General features: G+C 61.0%; 8 protein-coding genes and 1 riboswitch. All 8 genes read left to right on the top strand.

The annotated features are described in order from the left end of the window. The first annotated feature begins 9 nt into the window (after positions 1-9). The 8 genes from ACRRNM_RS03875 to ACRRNM_RS03840 all read left to right on the top strand — a co-directional run bounded on the left by ACRRNM_RS03875 (position 10) and on the right by ACRRNM_RS03840 (position 23642). Positions 10-2238, top strand: a complete 2229-nt coding sequence (locus ACRRNM_RS03875) for a peptidase domain-containing ABC transporter (RefSeq protein ID WP_435626924.1) — start codon at positions 10-12, stop codon at positions 2236-2238. A gap of 264 nt (positions 2239-2502) precedes the next feature. Continuing rightward, a riboswitch (cyclic di-GMP riboswitch) is annotated at positions 2503-2587 on the top strand. A gap of 193 nt (positions 2588-2780) precedes the next feature. Further along, positions 2781-4148 carry an HlyD family type I secretion periplasmic adaptor subunit gene (locus ACRRNM_RS03870; RefSeq protein ID WP_435626923.1) on the top strand — a complete coding sequence of 456 codons (1368 nt, stop codon included), beginning with the start codon at positions 2781-2783 and terminating at the stop codon, positions 4146-4148. Positions 4149-4193: 45 nt separating this feature from the next. Beyond that, complete coding sequence (locus tag ACRRNM_RS03865) at positions 4194-4544, top strand: hypothetical protein (protein WP_435626922.1); 351 nt, start codon at positions 4194-4196, stop codon at positions 4542-4544. A gap of 181 nt (positions 4545-4725) precedes the next feature. Further along, the gene (locus tag ACRRNM_RS03860) at positions 4726-5637 is read left to right on the top strand and encodes an integrase core domain-containing protein (protein ID WP_435626921.1); all 912 of its coding nucleotides are present in this window, start codon (positions 4726-4728) and stop codon (positions 5635-5637) included. 183 nt (positions 5638-5820) lie between these two features. Beyond that, entirely contained in the window at positions 5821-6114 is a 294-nt protein-coding gene (locus ACRRNM_RS03855; RefSeq protein WP_435626920.1) for a hypothetical protein, read from the top strand. Between the two features lie 294 nt (positions 6115-6408). Then, the gene (locus ACRRNM_RS03850) at positions 6409-6708 is read left to right on the top strand and encodes a hypothetical protein (RefSeq protein ID WP_435626919.1); all 300 of its coding nucleotides are present in this window, start codon (positions 6409-6411) and stop codon (positions 6706-6708) included. Positions 6709-6722: 14 nt separating this feature from the next. Next, entirely contained in the window at positions 6723-6965 is a 243-nt protein-coding gene (locus ACRRNM_RS03845) for a hypothetical protein (RefSeq protein WP_435626918.1), read from the top strand. A 15-nt stretch (positions 6966-6980) separates the two neighbouring features. After that, positions 6981-23642, top strand: a complete 16662-nt coding sequence (locus tag ACRRNM_RS03840; protein WP_435626917.1) for a VCBS domain-containing protein — start codon at positions 6981-6983, stop codon at positions 23640-23642. Positions 23643-24122: the final 480 nt, after the last annotated feature.

Genomic DNA, 24122 nt, shown 5'->3' with positions numbered 1-24122 from the left:
ATAGATTTTTTGAAAGGGCAGGAGATGCACTACACCGGGCAGGACATGTTATGGCTGATCGGCAGCCTGTCGCGCGTATTCCGTCTTCCGTTCGATCCGCAGCTCATCCGCCAGCAATTTCCGCCGCCGTATTCGCGCACCTCGCTGATCGCCGCCTTGCAGGCACTGGACTTCAAGGTCGGCGAGACGGTGCTGGATGAAGAGGGCATCGCCACGCTGGAGCGCATGCCGTTCCCCGTGGTCGCCTTCCTGCGTGAAGACGAAGCAGATACGCAGGGGGAAGCTCCGGCAACCGAAACTGAGGCTGCTGTCCCGCATCCGGAAGAAGGACAGGAGGCTCCGCCGCCCAAGCTTGCAACCCCCGCGCTGCTCGTCAAGGCCGACGAAGAGCGCGTGCTGTTCTTCCGCGCAGGAGCCGAGCAGCCCGAGACCGTTCCGCTCGCCGAGTTCACGCAACACTTCCGCAACGACATCCTGCTGGTCGCGCGCGACACCGCGCAGACCGCGGCCGACCTCGAAGAGGAACAGACCGACTCCGCCCCGCAGCCCCCCGCGCCCGGCCACACACCGTTCGGCTTCCGCTGGTTCGTGCCGGAGCTGATGAAGCACAAGCGCGTCTGGCGCGACATCCTCATCGCCTCGCTCGCCATCCAGCTCGTCGGCCTCGTCACCCCGCTGTTCACCCAGGTCATCATTGACAAGGTCATCGTTCACCAGACACAGAGCACCCTCATCGCCATCGCCGTGGGGCTGGTCATGTTCATGTTGTTCAACAGCGCCATGACCTGGCTGCGCCAGTACTTCGTGCTGCACACCGGCAACCGCATCGACGCCGTGCTCGGCAGCCAGGTGTTCCGCCACCTCTTGCACCTGCCGCTGCCGTACTTCGAACACCGCCCCACCGGCACGCTGGTCGCGCGCCTGCATGGCGTCGAGACGGTGCGCGAATTCATCTCCGGCGCGGCCGTCACCTTGCTGCTCGACCTGCCGTTCCTGCTCATCTTCCTCGCCGTGATGTTCTGGTACAGCTGGCAGCTCACCCTGATCGCGCTCCTGCTGCTGTCGCTCATCTGCGCCCTGAGCTTCGCCGTCACGCCCGCGCTGCGCGACAAGCTCAACCACCAGTTCCTGCTGGGCGCAAAAAACCAGGCCTTCGTCACCGAATATGTCGCCGGCATGGAGACCGTCAAATCCCTGCAGATGGAACCGGTGCTGGAACAGAAATATGGCGACCTGCTCTCTAACTATCTCGCCGCCGGCTTCTCCACGCGCCAACTCTCCAACAGCTACAACGTCGCCGCCAACGCACTCGAACAGATCATGACCCTGTCCATCCTCGTGGTCGGCGCGCTGCTCGTGATGCGGAACGAAGGCTTCACCATCGGCATGCTGGTCGCATTCCAGATGTTCGCGGGACGCATGAGCCAGCCGATGCTGCGCCTGGCCGGGCTGTGGCAGGAATTCCAGCAGGCCGACATCGCCGTCAAGCGCCTCGGCGACCTGATGGACGCCCCCGCCGAACCGCATGCCCTCGTTCCCGCGCGTGCGCGCGGCGGGGCAGGGGGCAAGGTCGAGCTCAGGGAGGTCAGCTTCCGCTACAGCGACAAGCATCCCTACCTGTACCGCAATCTCAACCTCACCCTGCCCGCGGGCAAGCTCACCGTGCTGATGGGGCCGTCCGGCTGCGGCAAGAGCACGCTGGCCAAGATGCTGCAGGGGTTCTACTGGCCGACCGACGGCAGCGTGCTGCTCGACGGCTACGACATCCGCCACCTCGCCGCGAACGAACTGCGCGCCAACTTCGGCGTCGTCCCGCAGGAGACGCGCCTCTTTTCCGGCACGCTCTACGACAACCTGCAACTGGCCAATCCGCACGCCGGCTTCGAGGAGATCGTCCACGCCTGCAAGATGGCCGAGATACATGCGGTCATCGAGCAGCTCCCGCAAGGCTACCAGACCCCGGTGGGCGAGAACGGCATCGGCCTCTCGGGCGGGCAGCGCCAGCGCATCGCCATTGCGCGCGCCCTGCTCAAGCGCCCGCGCGTGTTGATCTTCGACGAATCGGTGAGCAACCTCGATATGCAGACCGCCGAACACTTCGCCGGCACCATCAACAAGCTCAAGGGCAAGGTCACCATGCTGTTCATCACCCACCAGTTGCCCAAGGCGCTGCAGGTGGACGAAGTGATCGAGTTCGGCAAACCTGAGGCGGGGACAGCTGCGGCGGTGAGCCATTAGGCACGAAATCGCCGGATTGTCCCAAATGACTAGGCCGAAATATATATGCATTTCGGCATATTGTTTTATGCCTGTCCGCGGATTAACGTTACGCCCAAACAAAAATAATTAGGGAAGCGTGAATAAGTCCTCCGTTCGTAGTGAGCTTGTCGAACCATGAACGGAGCATGGAATGAAATCCGCAAGCCGTAAAGCCCGCCCTTCGACAGGCTCAGGGCAAACGTACTTGTTCAGTTTCCTTGCCACCGGATTTTTCCGGGGCACCAATGAAAAAGGCAAACCTGCCGAAAGGCAGGGACGCAAAGTTTCCGGTCTAAGGGGTAAAACCTATGATGGCGGGGCTGCCAATGGTAGTTTTCGGCAGCTCCTTTGTTTGTGGAGAGAGGGGCGTCATGTTGGTGAGGTCAGTTGCAAAAGTACATCTCCCTTATCGCGGTGCGGTAAGCGGCATGTCAGACGTATTTTCTCCCGATATATCTTTCGTAGCCTCTCCCCGGATCGAGCCCGGATTGATCCAACTGAAATCCTCCGGGGAGCAATAAATGCGCGCCAAGCGCTGGAAAAAACAACTCACGGGCGTCGATCCCCTCGACTTCTCCCCCGGCCTGCTGCGCATCCAGGCGCAACCGCCCGCGCCGTTTGCGCGTACCCTGCTGTATATCCTGCTCACCCTGCTGGGGCTCCTGTTCATCTGGTCCGCCCTCGGCAAGCTCGATGTCGTCGCCAGCGCCGAGGGCAAGCTCATCCCGCAGAGCTACCTCAAGATCGTCCAGCCCTCCGAACAGGGCGTCATCCGCGACATCCTCGTCGAAGAGGGGCAGCGGGTCAAAGCCGGACAGGTGCTCATGCGCATGGACACTACCCTCTCCGGAACCGATGTCGCCACGCTGAATACGGATGCGCAGAGCAAACGCCTCACCCTGCGCCGCATCGACACCGAGCTTTCAGGCCGCCCCTTCGCCAAACAAGCCGGGGACCCCGCCGACCTCTACAGCCAGGCGCGCGCCCAGCACCAGGCCAACCGCCTCGCCTACGAGACTGCACTCGCCCAGGAACGCAGCCTGCACGCCAAGGCGCAGAGCGACCTCGCCGCCGCCGAGGAAGTTCGCACCAAGCTGCTCAAGACCCTGCCGCACTACCGCCAGCAGGACGAGGCCTACGAGAAGCTCGTCAAGGACGGCTTCGTCAGCCGCATCATGGCCAACGACAAGGCGCGCGAACGCATCGAAAAGGAACAGGACCTCAAGTCGCAGGAATACCTCATCCAGAGCGCCCAGGCCAGCCTCGACCAATCCTCCCGCAGGCTCGCCCAGATCACCGCCGACTACCGGCGCAACCTGCAGAACGAACGCGCCGACATCGAAGACAAGCTCGACAAGGCCAAGGGCGAACTCGCCAAGCAGCAATACCGCCACGGCCTCCACGAACTCAGGGCGCCGCACGACGGCATCGTCAAGGACCTCGCCACCCACACCCCCGGCACCGTCATCAGCCCCGGCACCATCCTGATGACCCTCGTCCCCAACGACGAAATCCTGCGCGCCGAAGTCTGGGTCGGCAACCAGGACGTCGGCTTCATCCACACCGGCGAACCGGTCAAGATCAAGTTCGCCGCCTACCAGTTCCAGAAGTACGGCATGGTCGAGGGTGAGGTCGCGCACCTCTCCGCCGACGCCAGCGACAACAACCCGCAACAGCAGCCCGGCAACAAGGCCGGCAGCAACCTCCCGTTCGCCTATCGCGCCTTGATCGACCTCAAGGCCCAGCACCTCATCGCCGACGGCGTGCGCCACAGCCTTAGCCCCGGCATGCAGGTTACGGCGGAGATACACCTCGGCACTCGGACCATCCTCGAATACCTGCTTTCGCCGGTGCTGGGGGCGTTCCAGGAAGCGGGGAGGGAGCGGTGAGCGCAACGATCAAGAGAACTTTGATTTCCTGACAGGAGAAGCGAAATGAAAAAGCATGACGAAGAGCCGGTTTCTTTGTTGCGTGGCTTGGCTGGCGGGGAGGTTTTTGTAGATGAACTGTTGAAACAGGTGGACGACTTCAGTCATTCCATATGGAAATCGGTGACGGCCAAGACTGAAAACTATCTCGCTCGGGCGAACGCACTGGACCGGTTTGCCGACGCCATAGAGCGGGTGACGAATTCGGTCCTGTCCGACGGGCAGCCGGTCGATGCGGAGAAGGTTGAAGCCGCCAGGGTGCAAATGAACAGTCTGAGGGTCGTAGCGGAAAAATTACGCTCGGTTGCTACGGATATACAGTCGAAAGCAGGAATTAAAGATGCCTGTCCAGAATAAGGAAGCGCTGAATATCCCTCCGTTCGTGGTGAGCCCTTCTTCGGCGTGGCTCAGGACAGGCCTGGTGGAACTACTAGCCATCCGACTAGGCTGCCAAAAGACGCCAGCCAGGTCGTTGGTTATGTCGAACCATGAACGGAAGATGGCGCACGATCAGTGTGGCTAATTTGAGTTATTTGAAATGCTGATATTGTTGACGATAATCGAACTGTTGCAGCTCTGTGCCGAGTGCCTGTTGCGCTGGTTCCGCGCGCCTGTGTATCCTCGCCATGGCCATAAACTCCCGCAAGGGATTGATGCGGACAAACACCGCCATTCGCCCCGCAAACCCGAATGGCTCAAGACCGAAATCCTCCGCCTCAAGGCGCTCATGCCGCAAGCCGGATGCCGCACCATCGCCGACATCTGCAATCGCCGCTTTGCCGCTTCCCGCCAAGTCAGCGTAGGCAAAACCTATGTCCACTACGTACTGCAGCGTCACGACTACGAGATCCAGATTCTGCGCCGCAAGCTCAAGCATGCCAAACCAAAGCCCGTGGCACGCAACCTCATCTGGGCCATCGACCTCACCGGCAAGACGGATGCCCATGGCAAGCTGCACTCCCTGTTTGGGATCATCGACCACGGCAGCAGGGCGTTACTTCACATGCAGGCGCTGCATGACAAGACCTCGCGCACCCTGATCGCCAGCATCGTCCGGGTCATCCGCGCCTACGGCAAACCGAGGATCATCCGCACCGACAACGAAGCTATTTTTACTTCAAGACAATTCCGTCTCGGGCTCGAACGACTCGGTATCCGCCATCAAAGAACCATACCCGGCTGCCCGTGGCAAAACGGCAGGGTCGAGCGTCTGTTCGGTACGTTGAAACAAGTTCTCGACCAATGGATCGTAACGGGCATCGAACAACTCAATATCGACCTTGGCATCTTTCGCTACTGGTACAACCACGTCAGACCGCACCAGAACCTCGATGGCAGAACACCGGCAGAAGCGTGGAGCGGCACTGATCCACACAAACAACTGCCAAAAAAAGAGCACTGGTTCGAGGCATGGGATGGGCTGCTGTCGGGCTACTACCTGAGGTATTAGCGGGCGTGAATGGAACACGCGGCAAACAGAAATCGAAGCGGGGAAGCAAACCATACTGTCCGCGATGTCACGCGCTAAAAGCGTGAAATGGGAAGATGAATGATGTGGCGATAAACATAACGAACGAAAAACAGATTGGCGAAGCGAATTAGAGCAGTAAAAACCGATAGGAGACGCGAAAAAATGGAGAAATTGACTCAAGGAAACGAACTGCGGACACGCGGACGGGACACCGGCGTCAGCTACGCGCTGAGCGATAATGTCGAGAACCTTATTCTGACCGGCACGGCCGCGATCAACGGCACCGGCAATGCGCTGGACAACAGCATTACCGGCACCAGCGGCGACAACACGCTGGACGGCGGCGCTGGCGTGGATGCCATGGCGGGCGGGGCGGGCAACGATACCTATATCGTGGACAGCCTGTCCGATGTCACGATTGAAGCGGCGAACGATCCAATGCCGTTGGCGGCCTAGTGCTAGGCCGAAATATATAGACATTTCGGCATATGGTTATTAAGCCGCGACGCGGGTAGGGTTGCGCCCTGAATCTGGAATGGCTATCTGTGATAACGGGAGCGAATTGAACTGGCCAGTTCTTAAGCGAGGTTTGGAATGAACGAGTTTCAGAAAAGGCAATTTGAGTTGACTACATTTAGTCACAGCCGGTCTGGATAACAACGACACGCTTTGCGTCAACGCGGGCAACGACTGGATATTTGAAACGAATGTGGCGGCATCGGCAAACGATACTTACTGGAGGATTGCGGCATGATGACTAAATCAGTACAAGCAGCGAAATTCAACGGCAACCGATTCGAACAATTTCAACAGGAGAACACCATCATGGCATTCGTGAATGAAGCGATACCGGAACAAGACAAGCAAAAAGTGAATGCGCTCGTCAATTATCAATCTATCAGTGCGATTGATAGCCACGTGCATCCATTCAGCCTGATTTCCAATTTCTGGACGATTGATCGCAAGCGGAATGTTTACCTGATTGGTTTAGGGGGGGGGGGGGGAGATACCTCGATGATGGTCGTTTGCCTTATGCCGCTTTGGTTGTAGATGGGCAGATCATATTGTTTAACGTAGTCGGAAAGGGGGCAGGAGACAACGTAACTGGATTAAACAAAGTTAAAGAAATTTCTAACCTGCGTATCCCGCAAGCACTTGAAAGTCGCCGCGAAGAAATCAAGGAACTCATAAAAGAAGCATTACAGGAATATGAATATTTCAATCCATTTGCAGATGGAGGAACCATCGCCCAGCCGAACATGAAAGTACGGTGGAACATTCTTTCTTTCAACGTCGAATTCAAATAAAGCGGGGAGCCGACCATGGGACTGACTTTAGAACAAGCACTGAGCAAGATTGGGACGGCTGGCTACACAGGCGTGGATGGCCTGAGGCGGCTGGTGAATGAAACCTCTGCCATTCCTGTCAATGCGGCACCGGATGCTAGGCTGCTGCTGTTTAGCGGAAAAGTAGGTGGTCAATACGCCTCCGATGTGGCGATGGCAACCAGCAATGCCACGCTGAGAAATGGATTGAAACAAGTCGTGACGATTGCGGATACGCCAGTTTATGCTTTATTAAGTCATATGGACTTCACAGAAGCACTTAAGAGTGCTGTTGGTGGTGTTGACCAAACCTACAACTTAATCTACGGTGGTTACGACGCGACCAATACCACGCGCGTCAGCAGCGCATCGTTTTGGGACGATGCCTCGCGCAATCTTGCCAGTTCAGCGACTGGCGATATTCTTACCTTCACCCCCAATGCCTCAATAGACGGTGTCTTCGCACAAACCGAAATTGATGCAGCATTAAATAGCAATGCTCCTACCATCAACGGCATCCCTCGCGAAGATTTGGTGCGGATGAGAGCTGATGTGTTGAACTCCGCCAGCACGATCACGCCGGAGCATATCGACTACACGAATCGTGTTGTGTTTGATGCAGTCAATACTGCCTCGGCAGAACAAGCTCGCGCGTTATCCATTGCGACGGATGCAACAGGCAAAAATCTGCTTGGCGTAGGCACGACTGATTACTTCAATAAAGTCGGATTGACTGGCGGTGCCGATTTACCTGCCGACATGGTGGGTAATCCTCCATCGATGCCTCAGACTCGCGAAACAATAGTTAACGCTCAATTAGCAAATGAGCATTATCAACAATACGGACAAGAACGCCATACCCTTGCCGAAGCCGCAGGCGATGCTGCCAAAACCGCAGCAGCGGCAAAATACCTCGACAAGCTTGGCATCATTGGCGATGCCCTCGCACTGGGCTTGATTGCATTTGATGCCAACGCCGCCTATGCCAACGGCGATACCGCCGGGGCCGAACAAATCATCAAGAACGGCCTGCTGGATTTTGCGGGCGGACTGGCTGGCGGCCTTGCGGCTGCCCAGCTCGTGGGTAGCGCATTGCTGCCGCTCTATGCCGCAGGCCCGGCGGGCGCGATCATTGCGGGCGGGCTCACTTTATTGGCAGGTATTGCAGGAGGCATCGGCGGCGAAGTTGTCGCCCATCAAATAGCCGATTTGTTTTCCGCCGCCCAACGCTTCGTCCCTCGCCGCGATCCTTTGACCCTGGACTTGAACGGCAACGGCCTCGAAACCGTCCCCATCAACGCCGTCAACCCCGTCTACTTCGACCTCACCGGCGAGGGCGTGCAAACCAGTGTGGGCTGGGTAGCGCCCAACGATGGTTTTCTAGTGCTGGATCGCAACGGTGACGGCGTTATCAACGACGGCACGGAATTGTTCGGCGATGCCACGCCGCTGGTTGATGCAACCGGCGCTGTGATTGGTAAAGCCGCTGATGGATTCGAAGCGCTCGCTGCACAAGACACCAATGCCGACGGCGTCGTGAATTCTGCCGATGCGAATTTTTCCAATCTGCGCGTGTGGCAAGACCTGAATCAGGACGGAGTTTCGCAAGCAGGCGAACTCAAGACCCTCGCCGAGTTGGGCATCGAAAGCTTCAACGTCGCCAGCATCAATCACAGCCAGTTGCTATCGAATGGCAACCAGATCGCCGACACCGGCAGCTACACCCGCACCGACGGCACCACGGGCACGGCGGGTGTGACGGCAGGCATGGCCGACATCAACCTCGCCGTGGACACCTTCCACCGCACTTTTGCCGACGCCATCCCGCTCACCACCGAAGCTCAAGCTCTTCCGGATATGCACGGCTCGGGCGTGGTGCGTGACCTGCGTCAGGCTGCCAGCATTCTGACAACTGAAGGCGCCAGCCTCGCCAATTCGCTTGGTCAGTTTTCTGTCGCCACCACGCGCAACGAACAGCGCGCATTGCTCGATACCCTGATCGCCGACTGGGGCGCTACCTCCGGCTTCGAAGACATGCAAACCCAAGCCGCCGCGCACGGCTACACCATCAGCACCAACCTCGATGCGGTGCATCAGGCACGGCTCAATGCACTCGAGCAGTTCAACGGACGCAGCTTCTACAAGATGCCGTGGGAAACCACCAACGCCCAAGGCGGCGTCACCGGCATGAGCATCACCGGCAGCCATATCAGCATCTTTATGAATTTCACCCAGCTTACGCTGCTGGACCAGGCTTACAGCGCACTCAAGGAATCGGTGTACGACGCGCTCGTGGTGCAGACTCGCCTGAAGCCTTACCTCGACGATATCGGCCTGACGCTGGATGCGGGCGGGAGTTTCAGTCTCGACTTTACCGCGCTCGACACACGTTTGACGACTGCCCACACCGGCAATGCCAACACAGCCATCGGCGACCTGCTCGACCTGCGCCGCCTGATGGGCGCCACCCTGGAAGGCGCAGGCTGGGATGGTCTCGCGCTGCTCACCGATTGGGCAGCCACCGACGCAACCGACCCCGCCGTCGCCACCACCCTCGCCGACTTCGGCTACAACGGCGGCATCCACACCAACGCCACGGGCACGGTAGACGGCGGCAGCGCCAATGACATCGTCGCCGGTCAAATTGGCGATGATGTTCTTTCCGGCGGTGCAGGCAACGACATGCTGCTGGGCGGCAATGGCAACGACACCCTCATCGGCGGAACCGGCAACGACCTGTTGCATGGTGGCGCGGGCAACGACACCTACGTCTTCAATGCCGGGGACGGCCACGACACCATACTCGAAACCTTCGGCGATACCGGGATCGACACCCTGCACTTCGGCGCATCGGCAAGCTCCGGCCAACTCCCCATCACCCCGGGCGACATCAGCATCGCGCAGGAAGGCGACGCGCTGGTGTTCCGCCACATCAACGGCCGCGACAGCGTCACCGTTGCGCACTGGTTTGCCTCGGACAAGAACAAACTCGACACCGTCACCTTCGCCGACGGGCGCAGTTACGACCTCACCACCCTGCAACTCGGCAGCATCGATGCCGACACGCTCAACGCGCTGGCCACCGCACCGGGCGGCATCCCGATCAACCAGATACTCGCGGGCGGTGCGGGCAACGACACGATCACCGGGGGCGACGGCAACGACTGGCTGCTGGGCGGCGCGGGTGCGGACGCCATGAGCGGCGGCGCGGGCGGCGACACCTACTCGGTGGACAATGCAAACGATGTCGTCGTCGAAACCGCCGACCCGCTCACCGGCTCGCCGTTGACCAACGGCGTGGACGTGGTGGAAAGCAGCGCCAGCTACACGCTTGCCGACAATGTAGAAAACCTCACCCTCGTCGGCAGCGGCGCAATCGCGGGCACCGGCAACGCGCAGGACAACCTCATCACCGGCAACAACGCCGACAACGCGCTTTATGGCATGGACGGCAACGACACCCTGACCGGCAACGCGGGCAACGACACGCTGGACGGCGGCGCAGGTGCGGACACCCTGCTGGGCGGCACCGGCAACGACACCTATGTCCTGGATAACCTCGGCGACACCGTTACGGAGAACAGCGGACAGGGCACGGACACCGTCATCGCCCCGTTCGACTACACCCTCGGCGCGAATGTCGAAAACCTCACCCTCGCCGAAGGCACGGCACTGAACGCGACCGGCAACGAACTCAACAATGTCATCAACGGCAACAGCAACGACAACACCCTGACCGGTAATGCGGGCAACGACTGGCTCAATGGCGGCATAGGCGCGGACACCATGCTGGGCGGCACGGACGACGACACCTACATCGTGGACAATGCAGGTGATCTCGTCGTCGAGAATGCGGCCGAGGGCATCGACACCGTCAAGTCCTCCATCATCTACACGCTCACCGATAACGCCGAGAACCTCACCCTCACCGGGGCAGCCACCATCGACGGCACCGGCAACGTGCTCGACAACGTCATCACCGGCAACGATGCCAATAACACGCTCACCGGGCTGGAAGGCAACGACACGCTGGATGGCAGAGGCGGTGCGGATACGCTGATCGGCGGCACCGGCAACGACATCTATGTGGTGGACAATGCGGGCGATGCCGTCACGGAAAACGCAGGCGAAGGCACCGACACCGTGCAGTCCGGCATCGACTACACCCTGGGCGGCAATGTCGAAAACCTCACCCTCACCGGCAGCGCGGTCACCGGCACCGGCAACGAACTGAACAACGTCATCACCGGCAATGGCGGCAACAACATCCTGGACGGCGGCATCGGCGCGGACGCGATGGCGGGCGGCTACGGCAACGACACCTACCTCCTCGATAATATCGGCGACACCGTCACGGAGTCCTGGGGGCAGGGCACGGACACCGTCATCGCGCCGTTCGACTATACACTCGGCGCGAACGTCGAGAACCTCAACCTCGCCGAAGGCACGGGGCTGGGTTCTGCCATGACCGGCACGGGCAACGAACTCGACAACGTCATCACCGGCAACAGCAACAACAACACCCTGACGGGACTGGCGGGCAACGACACGCTGGACGGCGGGGTTGGCGCGGATACGCTGATCGGCGGAACCGGCAACGACACCTATGTAGTGGACAGCCTGCTTGACGCCACGATTGAAGCGGCGGGCGAAGGCATCGACACCGTCAGGAGCGGCCTGACCTGGACGCTGGCGGACAACCTCGACAACCTCACCCTGACCGGTGCCACAGCCATCGACGGCACGGGCAACGTGCTGGACAACGTCATCACCGGCAACGCGGCGGACAACACGCTCACCGCGCTGGAAGGCAACGACACGCTGGATGGCGGCGCGGGCGCGGACACCATGCTGGGCGGCACGGGCAATGACACCTACGTGGTGGACAACAGCGGCGATGCAGTGATCGAGAATGCTGCCGAAGGCATCGATCTCGCCAAATCTTCCATCACCTATACGCTGACCGATAACGTCGAGAACCTCACCCTGACGGGAACCGCGGCCATCGACGGCACGGGCAACGTGCTCGACAACGTCATCACCGGCAACGATGCCGCCAATACGTTGAGCGGACTGGAAGGCAACGACACGCTTAATGGCGGCAAAGGCGCGGATACGATGCTGGGCGGGGCGGGCGACGACACCTATATCGCCGACAACACGGGCGACGTGGTCGTCGAAAATGCGGGTGAGGGCGTGGACACCGTCAAGGCCGGCGTCAGCTACGCGCTGAGCGATAATGTCGAGAACCTTATTCTGACCGGCACGGCCGCGATCAACGGCACCGGCAATGCGCTGGACAACAGCATTACCGGCACCAGCGGCGACAACACGCTGGACGGCGGCGCTGGCGTGGATGCCATGGCGGGCGGGGCGGGCAACGATACCTATATCGTGGACAACTCGGCCGATGCGGTGGCCGAGAATGCGGGCGCGGGCACGGATAGCGTGTTCGCCTCGGCGGATTATGCGCTTTCCGACAACGTGGAAAACCTCACGCTCACCGGGGCGGGCAACCTCAATGCCACGGGCAATGCGCAGGATAACGTCATCACCGGCAACGCCGGAGACAACGCCCTGTATGGCATGGCGGGCAACGACACTTTGGCAGGCGATGCGGGCAATGACCTTCTGGATGGCGGCGCAGGTGCGGATGCGATGGCGGGCGGCTCGGGCAATGACACCTATATCGTGGACAACACGGGCGACGTCACCACCGAGGCAGCGGGCGAGGGCGTGGACACAGTCAGGAGCAGCCTGAGCTGGACGCTGGCGGACAACCTCGACAATCTCACACTGACCGGCGCCGACGCCATCAGCGGCACGGGCAACACGCTGGACAACGTCATTACCGCGAACGACAGCGGCAATACCCTGAGCGGCCTGGAAGGCAACGATACGCTCGTTGGCGGCGCGGGTAACGATCTGCTGGACGGCGGCGCAGGCGCGGATGCGATGTCGGGCGGCGCGGGCAGCGACACTTATGTCGTGGACAACGCGGGCGACCTCGTTACCGAGAATCTCAGCGAAGGCATCGACGACGTCCAGTCCTCCATCAGCTACACCCTGACCGACAACGTCGAGAATCTGACCCTGACGGGTGCGGCATCGATCGACGGCACCGGCAATGCACTCGACAACACGATCACGGGCAACAGCGGCGCCAACATCATCGATGGCGGCGCGGGCGTCGATACGATGATGGGCGGACTGGGCAACGACACCTACTACGCGGACAACAGCGCGGACGCAATCGTTGAAAACGCGGGGCAAGGCACGGACAGCGTGTTCGCTTCGGCGGATTACGCATTGTCCGGCAACATCGAGAACCTGACCCTGACGGGCGCGGCGGACATCAGCGGCGCAGGCAACACGCTGGACAACGTGATCACCGGCAATGGCGGGGCAAACGTCCTGACCGGCAACGGCGGCAACGACGTTCTGGACGGCGGAGCGGGTGTGGACAGCATGGCGGGTGGAACAGGCAGCGATATCTACTACGTGGACAACACCGCCGATGCCATTGCGGAAAACCTCAACGAAGGCACGGACAGCGTCTACGCCTCGGCGACCTACACACTTTCCGACAACATCGAAAACCTCACTCTTACCGGTACGGCCAACATCGACGGCACGGGCAACGCGCTGAACAACGCCATCACCGGCAACGGCGGCGCGAATGTCATCGACGGCGGCGCGGGCGCCGACACCATGGCGGGTGGCGCGGGCAACGATACCTACATCGTGGACAACGCAGGCGACATGACAGTCGAGGCGCTCAATGCTGGCATCGACACCGTGCTCTCCTCGGTGAGCTACACCCTGGCATCCAATGTCGAAAACCTCACTCTCACCGGCACGGATAATATCAACGCGACCGGCAACGAACTGAACAACATCCTGATCGGCAACACCGGCAACAACGGCCTGTACGGACTCGCGGGCAACGACACCCTGACCGGAAATGCCGGCAATGACCTGCTCGACGGCGGCACGGGTGCGGACAGCATGGCGGGCAATGCGGGCGACGACACCTATATCGTGGACAACGCGGGCGACCTCGTCACCGAGAACCTCGGTGAAGGCATCGACAACGTCCAGTCCTCCATCAGTTACACCCTGACCGGCAACGTCGAGAACCTGACCTTGACGGGTGCGGCATCGATCAACGGCGCGGGCAACGCCCTGGACAACGTCATCACCGGCAACACAGGCAACAACGCCCTCTCCGGCCTGGACGGCAACGACACCCTCACCGGAAATGCGGGCAACGACCTGCTGGACGGCGGGATTGGTGCGGACGCGATGACGGGCGGAGCGGGCAACGACACCTACGTGGTGGACAATGCGGGCGACGTGGTGAGCGAAGCACTGAACTCGGGCACCGACCTTGCCCAGTCGAGCATCACCTACACCCTGACCGACAACGTCGAGAACCTGACCCTCACGGGCACGAATACCATCGACGGCACGGGCAACGCGCTCAACAACCTCATCAGGGGCAACGCGGCGGCGAACGTGCTCGACGGCGGCCTGGGTGCGGATACACTCTATGCGGATATGGGCGACGACACCCTGATCGGCGGAGACGGCAACGATGCGCTGTACGGCGAAGCCGGAAACGACCTGCTGCAGGGCAATGCGGGCAACGACGTTCTGGACGGCGGAGCGGGCGCGGACACCATGCAGGGCGGCTTGAACGATGACACCTATATCGTGGACAACGTCGGCGATCTCGTCGTGGAAAATCTTGCCGAGGGCACGGATCTCGTGCAGTCGTCCATTACCTACACGCTCACGGACAACACCGAAAATCTCACCCTGATCGGCACGGCCGCGATCAACGGCATGGGTAACGTCCTCGACAACATCATCCTCGGTAACAGCGGTGCGAACGTACTGACCGGCCTGGAAGGCAACGACACCCTGAATGGCGGTGCAGGCGCCGATACCATGCTGGGCGGGGTGGGCGACGACACCTACATCGTCGATAACGCGGGTGACCTCGTCACCGAGAACCTCAACGAAGGCATCGACAACGTCCAGTCCTCCATCAGCTACACGCTGACCAACAACGTCGAGAACCTGACCTTGACGGGTGCGGCATCGATCAACGGAACGGGCAACGCGCTCGACAACGTGATTACCGGCAACACCGGCAACAATATCCTCTCCGGCCTGGAGGGCAACGACACCCTCATCGGCAATGCGGGCAACGACACACTGGACGGTGGTCTTGGCGCGGACGTGATGTCTGGTGGAGCGGGCAACGACACCTACGTGGTGGACAATGCGGGCGACGTGGTAACGGAAGCACTAAACTCGGGCACCGACCTTGCCCAGTCGAGCATCACCTACACCCTGACCGACAACGTCGAGAACCTGACCCTGACCGGCACGAATGCCATCGACGGCACGGGCAACGCGCTCAACAACATCATCACCGGCAACGCGGCGGCGAACGTGCTGGACGGCGGCCTGGGTGCGGACACCCTCTATGCGGGAGCGGGCGACGACACCCTGATCGGCGGCGACGGCAACGATGCGCTGTACGGCGAAGCCGGAAACGACCTGCTGCAGGGTAATGCGGGCAACGACGTTCTGGACGGCGGCGCAGGTGTGGATACGATGGCGGGGGGAGTGGGCAACGACACCTACTACGTGGACAGCACGGCCGATGCCATTGCGGAAAACCTCAACGAAGGCACCGACAGCGTCTACGCCTCGGCGACCTACACGCTGTCCGACAACATCGAAAACCTCACCCTCACCGGCACGGCCAACATCGACGGCACGGGCAACGCGCTGAACAACGCCATCACCGGTAACAGCGGCGCGAACGTCATCGACGGCGGCGCGGGCACCGACAGCATGGCAGGCGGAGCGGGCAACGATACCTACATCGTGGACAACGCAGGCGACATCGTAACGGAAGCCGTCAATGCCGGCACCGATCTGGTTTATTCCTCGGTCAGCTATGCGCTGACTTCCAACGTGGAGAATTTGACGCTAACCAGTGCGGCCAATATTAACGGCACCGGCAACGCGCTCAACAACGTCATCATTGGCAACAGCGGCAATAACGTACTGGACGGCAATACCGGTGCGGACAGCATGCTGGGTGGAGCGGGCGACGATACCTACATCGTCGATAACGCAGGAGACATTGTCACCGAGAACCTCAACGAAGGCATCGACAACGTCCAGTCCTCCATCAGCTACACCCTGATCAACAACGTCGAGAACCTCACCCTGACCGGCACGGCCGCGATCAACGGAACGGGCAACGCCCTGGACAACGTCATCACCGGCAACGCCGGCAACAACGCCCTCTCCGGCCTGGACGGCAACGATACCCTCATCGGCAATGCGGGCAACGACACACTGGACGGCGGGATTGGCGCGGACGCGATGTCTGGCGGAGCGGGCAACGACACCTACGTGGTGGACAATGCAGGCGACGTGGTGACGGAAGCACTGAACGCGGGCACCGACCTCGTGCAGTCGAGCATCACCTACACCCTGACCGACAACGTCGAGAATCTCACGCTGACCGGCGCGAATGCCATCGACGGCACGGGCAACACGCTCAGCAACATCATCACCGGCAACACGGCGGCGAACGTGCTGGACGGTGGCTTGGGCGCGGACACCCTCTATGCGGGCGCTGGCGACGACACCCTGATCGGCGGCGACGGCAACGACCTGCTGGATGGCGGCGCAGGCGCAGACAGCATGGCGGGTGGAGCGGGTGACGACACCTACATCGTGGACAATGCAGGCGACGTGGTGACGGAGAATCTCAACGAAGGCATCGACACCGTCCAGTCGAGTATCAGCTACACCCTGACCAACAACGTCGAGAACCTGACCCTGACCGGCACGGCCGCGATCGACGGCACGGGCAATGCGCTGGACAACGTCATCACCGGCAACACCGGCAACAACATCCTCTCCGGCCTGGACGGCAACGACACCCTCATCGGCAATGCGGGCAACGACACATTGGACGGCGGGATTGGCGCGGACAGCATGGCGGGCGGAGCAGGCAACGACACCTACGTGGTGGACAACGCAGGCGACGTGGTAACGGAAGCGCTGAATTCCGGGACGGACACGGTGCAGTCCTCCATCTCCTATGCCCTGGGAGCAGACGTCGAGAACCTCGCCCTGACCGGTGCGGATGCCATCAACGGCACGGGCAATGCGCTCAACAACACGATCACCGGCAATACGGCCGCGAACGTGCTGGACGGCGGCGCAGGCGCGGACAGCATGGCGGGCGGAGCAGGCGACGACACCTATGTGGTAGACAACGCGGGCGACCTCGTCACCGAGAATATTGGCGAAGGCATCGACAACGTCCAGTCCTCCATCAGCTACACCCTGACCAACAACGTCGAGAACCTGACTCTGACGGGCACGGCCGCGATCAACGGCACGGGTAACGTGCTGGACAACCTCATCGTCGGCAACAGCGGCAACAACCGCATCGACGGCGGCCTGGGTGCCGACACGATGATGGGCGGCCTGGGCAACGACACCTACGTGGTGGACAACGCAGGCGACACAGTGGTCGAAAACGCCAATGCGGGCATCGACACGGTCGAATCCGGCATCAGCTACACCCTGACCGGCAACGTCGAGAACCTGATCCTGACCGGCACGGCGGCAATCGACGGCACGGGCAACGCACTGGACAACGTCATCACCGGCAACACCGGCAACAACGTCCTCTCCGGCCTGGAAGGCAACGACACCCTGACCGGCAACGCGGGCAACGACACGCTGGACGGCGGCTTGGGCGTGGACACAATGGCTGGCGGCTTGGGCAACGACACCTACGTCGTGGACAACATCGGCGACGTGGTGACCGAAGCGCTGAATGCGGGCATCGACACGGTCGAGTCCAGCATCAGTTATACCCTTGGCAATAACATCGAAAACCTCACTTTGACGGGCAGTGCGGATATCGATGTCACCGGCAACGCACTGGATAACATTCTCATCGGCAACAGCGGCAATAACGGAATGTACGGTTTGGCGGGTAATGACACGCTGACCGGCAACGCGGGCAACGACCTGCTGGACGGCGGTACGGGTGCGGACGCCATGCTGGGCGGAGTGGGCGACGATACCTATGTGGTGGACAACGCAGGCGACCTCGTCACCGAGAACATTGATGAAGGCATCGACAGCGTCCAGTCGAGCGTCAGTTATGCCCTCACCGGCAACGTCGAGAACCTCACCCTGACAGGCACGGCGGCGATCAACGGCACGGGCAACGCGCTGGATAACGTGATCGCCGGCAATGCAGCAGCAAACGTGCTGAACGGCGGCTCGGGTGCAGACAGCATGAGCGGTGGTGCAGGCAACGATACCTATGTTGTGGACAACGCTGGCGATTTGGTCATCGAAGCAATCAACGCCGGCATCGATACCGCTGAATCCAGCATCTCATACACCCTGACCGACAATGTCGAGAACCTCACCCTGACTGGTGCGGACATCATCGACGGCACGGGCAACGCGCTCAACAACCTCATCGTCGGCAACGTGGCGGCGAACGTGCTGGATGGCGGCGCGGGTGCGGACTCCATCTATGCCGGCGCTGGCGACGACACCTTGATCGGTGGCGACGGCAATGACATACTGGACGGCGGCCTTGGCGCGGACGCGATGTCTGGTGGAGCGGGCAACGACACCTACGTGGTGGACAATGCAGGCGACGTGGTGACGGAAGCACTGAACGCGGGCACCGACCTCGTGCAGTCGAGCATCACCTACACCCTGACCGACAACGTCGAGAATCTCACGCTGACCGGCGCGAATGCCATCGACGGCACGGGCAACACGCTCAGCAACATCATCACCGGCAACACGGCGGCGAACGTGCTGGACGGTGGCTTGGGCGCGGACACCCTCTATGCGGGCGCTGGCGACGACACCCTGATCGGCGGCGACGGCAACGACCTGCTGGATGGCGGCGCAGGCGCAGACAGCATGGCGGGTGGAGCGGGTGACGACACCTACATCGTGGACAATGCAGGCGACGTGGTGACGGAGAATCTCAACGAAGGCATCGACACCGTCCAGTCGAGTATCAGCTACACCCTGACCAACAACGTCGAGAACCTGACCCTGACCGGCACGGCCGCGATCGACGGCACGGGCAATGCGCTGGACAACGTCATCACCGGCAACACCGGCAACAACATCCTCTCCGGCCTGGACGGCAACGACACCCTCATCGGCAATGCGGGCAACGACACATTGGACGGCGGGATTGGCGCGGACAGCATGGCGGGCGGAGCAGGCAACGACACCTACGTGGTGGACAACGCAGGCGACGTGGTAACGGAAGCGCTGAATTCCGGGACGGACACGGTGCAGTCCTCCATCTCCTATGCCCTGGGAGCAGACGTCGAGAACCTCGCCCTGACCGGTGCGGATGCCATCAACGGCACGGGCAATGCGCTCAACAACACGATCACCGGCAATACGGCCGCGAACGTGCTGGACGGCGGCGCAGGCGCGGACAGCATGGCGGGCGGAGCAGGCGACGACACCTATGTGGTAGACAACGCGGGCGACCTCGTCACCGAGAATATTGGCGAAGGCATCGACAACGTCCAGTCCTCCATCAGCTACACCCTGACCAACAACGTCGAGAACCTGACTCTGACGGGCACGGCCGCGATCAACGGCACGGGTAACGTGCTGGACAACCTCATCGTCGGCAACAGCGGCAACAACCGCATCGACGGCGGCCTGGGTGCCGACACGATGATGGGCGGCCTGGGCAACGACACCTACGTGGTGGACAACGCAGGCGACACAGTGGTCGAAAACGCCAATGCGGGCATCGACACGGTCGAATCCGGCATCAGCTACACCCTGACCGGCAACGTCGAGAACCTGATCCTGACCGGCACGGCGGCAATCGACGGCACGGGCAACGCACTGGACAACGTCATCACCGGCAACACCGGCAACAACGTCCTCTCCGGCCTGGAAGGCAACGACACCCTGACCGGCAACGCGGGCAACGACACGCTGGACGGCGGCTTGGGCGTGGACACAATGGCTGGCGGCTTGGGCAACGACACCTACGTCGTGGACAACATCGGCGACGTGGTGACCGAAGCGCTGAATGCGGGCATCGACACGGTCGAGTCCAGCATCAGTTATACCCTTGGCAATAACATCGAAAACCTCACTTTGACCGGCGTGGAGGCGCTCAGCGCTACAGGCAATGCACTCGACAATACGATTGCCGGCAATGCAGGCAACAATCTGATCGACGGCGGTGCCGGCTCAGACACCATGGCAGGCGGGATGGGCGATGATGTTTACGTGGTGGATAACACAGCCGATGTTGTCGTGGAGGCAGCGAATGAAGGACTCGATACGGTTCTGGCCAGTGCGAATTACACGCTGAGCGCCAATATCGAGAACCTGCTTCTCACGGGGACTGCCGGCCTCAACGGCACGGGCAACGCGCTGGATAACTTCATCGCGGGCAATAGCGGAAACAATACGCTTGCGGGCATGGAAGGCAACGACACCCTGGATGGAGGCATCGGGGCTGACACGATGGCGGGCGGGATGGGGAACGATACCTACGTGGTGGACAATGTGGGTGACATGGTGGTGGAAGCGGCCAATGCGGGAATCGACACTGTTCAGTCCGGCGTGAGCTATACCCTCTCGGACAATGTCGAGAACCTCGTGCTGACTGGTGCCATGAATATCAACGCCAGCGGCAATGCACTCGACAACGCTCTCACCGGGAACAGTGGTGCGAATCTGCTCGATGGCGGCGCTGGCGCGGATACGCTAATCGGTGGTGCGGGTAACGACACCCTGATGGGCGGTGCGGGCAATGACCGCTATGTGTTTAATTCCGGCGATGGTGCGGACACTATCGTGGACGCACTGGGCAGCGATACGCTCTACATCGGCGGCGGTCTGACCGAGGCCAATCTGGAAGGCGTGCGCGATGGCGATAATATGGTCATTAATGTGCTCGGCACTACCGACTTCATCACGCTGAACAACTGGTTCGCGCAAGGCGAAGGGGTAAGTCGTATCGAATTCGGCGACGGCTCCTTCCTCGATCATGCCGGCATCGAGGGGCTGCTGAACCGCCCGCCGGTTGCCAACCCGGACGCGTTCACCGTGTATGAGGATGGCGGCGTAATGAATGTGCCGGTGGCGGCCTTGCTGGCCAACGACACCGATCCGAATACCAACGATGTCATTTCCGTGATTTCCGTAGGAACCTCCGCTGTCGGCGCAGCCGTGGCGCTGGTGAACGGCCAGGTGCAATACGACATCGGCACGCTGTTCCAGTCACTGGCGCAAGGGCAAACTGCAACCGATAGCTTTGTCTACACGATCAGCGATAGCAAGGGTGTGACCGCAAGCAGCATAGTAAACGTCACCATCACCGGCGTGAACGACGGCCCGGTCACGGCCGACGATGCCGCCGCCGTGCAGGAAGATTCCGCTCTCACCGCGACGGGCAACGTGCTTGCCAACGACACCGACATCGATCAAGGCACCGTGTTGAGCGTCGCCAATGCAGGCACACTACAAGGCAACTACGGCAGCTTGGTGCTGAACGCCGACGGCAGCTATGTCTATGCGCTGGACAACGCCAGTGCCGCCGTGCAGGGACTCCTGGCCGGGCAGACCGTCACCGAGACCTTCGCCTACCAGGCGACCGACGGCATCGCGGCCACCCCGGCCACGCTCACCGTCACCATCACCGGCACCAACGACGCGCCGGTGGCGCAGAACGATGCGGCCGCCATCGATGAGGACAGCCTGCTTGCGATCCAGCCCGGCGTCTTGCTGGCGAACGACACCGACGCGGACATCGGCGACACCAAGGCGCTCGTCGGCGTGGACGCAGTCTCCGCGCTGGGCTCGAACGTGTCGTTGGTGAACGGCCAAATCGTGTACGACCACGGCGGCCAGTTCAACAGCTTGATGGCGGGCCAGACCGTCATGGACAGCTTCGGCTACACCATGACCGACAGCGCGGGGGCAACTTCCACCGCCACCGTGAACGTCGCCATCACCGGCGTCAACGACGGCCCGCAGGCCAACGGCGACGGCGCGACGATGGATGAAGACACGCCGCAAACTACGCTTACGGCGGCGAGCCTGCTGTCCAACGACACCGACCCGGATGTGGGCGATACGCTGTCCATCGCCGGATTCGACAGCATCACCGCCCTCGGCAATGCGGTCAGCATGGATGCGGCGGGCAACCTGGTGTTCGACATCGGCGACCGTTACCAGTCGCTGGCCCAGGGCGAGACCGTCACCGACACCTTCAACTACACCATCACCGACACGGCAGGAGCGACCAGCACCGCGCAGGTCAGCATGACCATCGCGGGCGTCAACGACGCACCGGTCGCCGTTGCCGATACGGCCACCGTCCAGGAAGACCTGAGCATCGTGGCAACCGGCAATGTGCTCGCCAACGACAGCGATGTCGATCGGGGCACCGTCCTGAGCGTGGCCGATGCCGGAACCAGGGCAGGCAGCTACGGCACCCTGACCCTTGCGGCGGACGGCGGTTACAGCTATGCCGTGGACAATGCCTCCATGGCGGTGCAGTCGCTGGGGCGCGACGCGCAGGTCGTCGAGCATTTCGGCTACACCGCGACGGACGGCATCACCGGCGCATCCTCGGTGCTGGATATCTTCCTGAACGGGGCGAACGACGCGCCCATCCTGGTCGCACCGCTGGCCGACCAGAATTTCACGTTCCACAAAGACTTCTCCTGGCAGGTGCCGGACGGAAGCTTCACCGACATCGATCAGGGCGACACGCTCGATTATGCCGCGACGCTGGCCGACGGCTCGGCATTGCCGGATTGGCTGAACTTCGATGCCGCCACCCGCACCTTCTCGGGCGAGACCCCGAAGGAAACCGGCTTCGTGGATGTCCGCGTGACCGCCACCGACAAGGTGGCCGCCAGCGGCAGCACGGCCGGCAGCCTCTCCGCCTCGGATGTCTTCCGCATCTCGGTCAACCACGGCAACGAAGGATTGGGCAACGGCCAAGACGCCCCACCGGCCGGCCACGACCATAACCGCAACGACGGCGCCGGCGCCGCACCGGGCCGTCCGGGCGCGAAAGCCGGTAAAAATTATCCGACGGCTTCCGCAGCGCACCCGAACGAGCAGGAGCAGCAAGACCACTCCTCCGATGCGAAAAAACACAAGGACGATACCCCGCAGCAGGATGCCGGGGATTCCGGCACCCGCCGCACGGACGAACTGATCCGCTCCTGGTTCGATGAGGAAAGCGTAAGCGAGCAATATTCTTCCTTCGGCACCCTGGATCGGCATGGCTCCTGGGGAGGGCAGATCGACTGGCAGGTTAAGCGGAACGTTGCCAAGGGTGTCTCGGGTGACATCAGCTCGGAATGGGAGCGGATGAATGAACGGCTCAAGAAACACCTCGAGCAATCCGGCGGCGATGAAGGCATCTATGCCGACCCAGGCGCTGGTTCCAGGCTCGGCCTCTCCGGCTCCGGAGGCCGCCAGGGCATTTCCCAGATGGGAGCGGGCAACGGCCAGCAGATGCACACGTTCACGGGGCTCAAGGAGGGGCTGGAGAGGCTGGGTTGTTAACGGACTGCCGCACGCTTATTACGGCATACCAGAAGTACCTCGCCTCGCCGGTGTCGGGCGCGTTATTCCTGGCTCATAGCCAAGCTCAGCTATTCTGCAGGACGTTTAATGCCTCTGTTCGTGGAAGTGCAGTTATCCAAAATTTGCACTTCCAAAACCCTCGTATCGATATTCAGTTGACTCGAAGGTTTCCCCAAAACTAAATTGCAACATATTGATTTTATAAGGTGTGAAATACACTAAAATTGCTTCAATTTTTCTGGCTTATCGAAACATATTATTATGAATAACAACAATAAAGTTAGTGTCGTTTTTATTTGTATGGGCAACATTAATCTTGAGACTGATCCGTCCGAGCGGGGCGTTAAAGCTCACAATCTGCTCAAGTATTGTGAGTTGGATACATACGCGATGGTGGATACAGCTGGGTTCTTCACATCGCAATAAACTGCGGTCATCAACGGGTATTTGTGATCTGTC

Source organism: Ferrigenium straubiae, assembly GCF_051257895.1.
Taxonomy (GTDB): Bacteria; Pseudomonadota; Gammaproteobacteria; order Burkholderiales; family Gallionellaceae; genus Gallionella; species Gallionella straubiae.
Note: the sequence above shows the minus strand (reverse complement) of the source record. Positions and strands in the feature narration are given on the sequence as shown.

Coding starts and splice junctions, on each gene's coding strand:
- ACRRNM_RS03860 (WP_435626921.1), top strand. CDS start 4,726: ATGCTGATATTGTTGACGATAATCGAACTGTTGCAGCTCTGTGCCGAG.
- ACRRNM_RS03870 (WP_435626923.1), top strand. CDS start 2,781: ATGCGCGCCAAGCGCTGGAAAAAACAACTCACGGGCGTCGATCCCCTC.
- ACRRNM_RS03850 (WP_435626919.1), top strand. CDS start 6,409: ATGATGACTAAATCAGTACAAGCAGCGAAATTCAACGGCAACCGATTC.
- ACRRNM_RS03840 (WP_435626917.1), top strand. CDS start 6,981: ATGGGACTGACTTTAGAACAAGCACTGAGCAAGATTGGGACGGCTGGC.
- ACRRNM_RS03865 (WP_435626922.1), top strand. CDS start 4,194: ATGAAAAAGCATGACGAAGAGCCGGTTTCTTTGTTGCGTGGCTTGGCT.
- ACRRNM_RS03855 (WP_435626920.1), top strand. CDS start 5,821: ATGGAGAAATTGACTCAAGGAAACGAACTGCGGACACGCGGACGGGAC.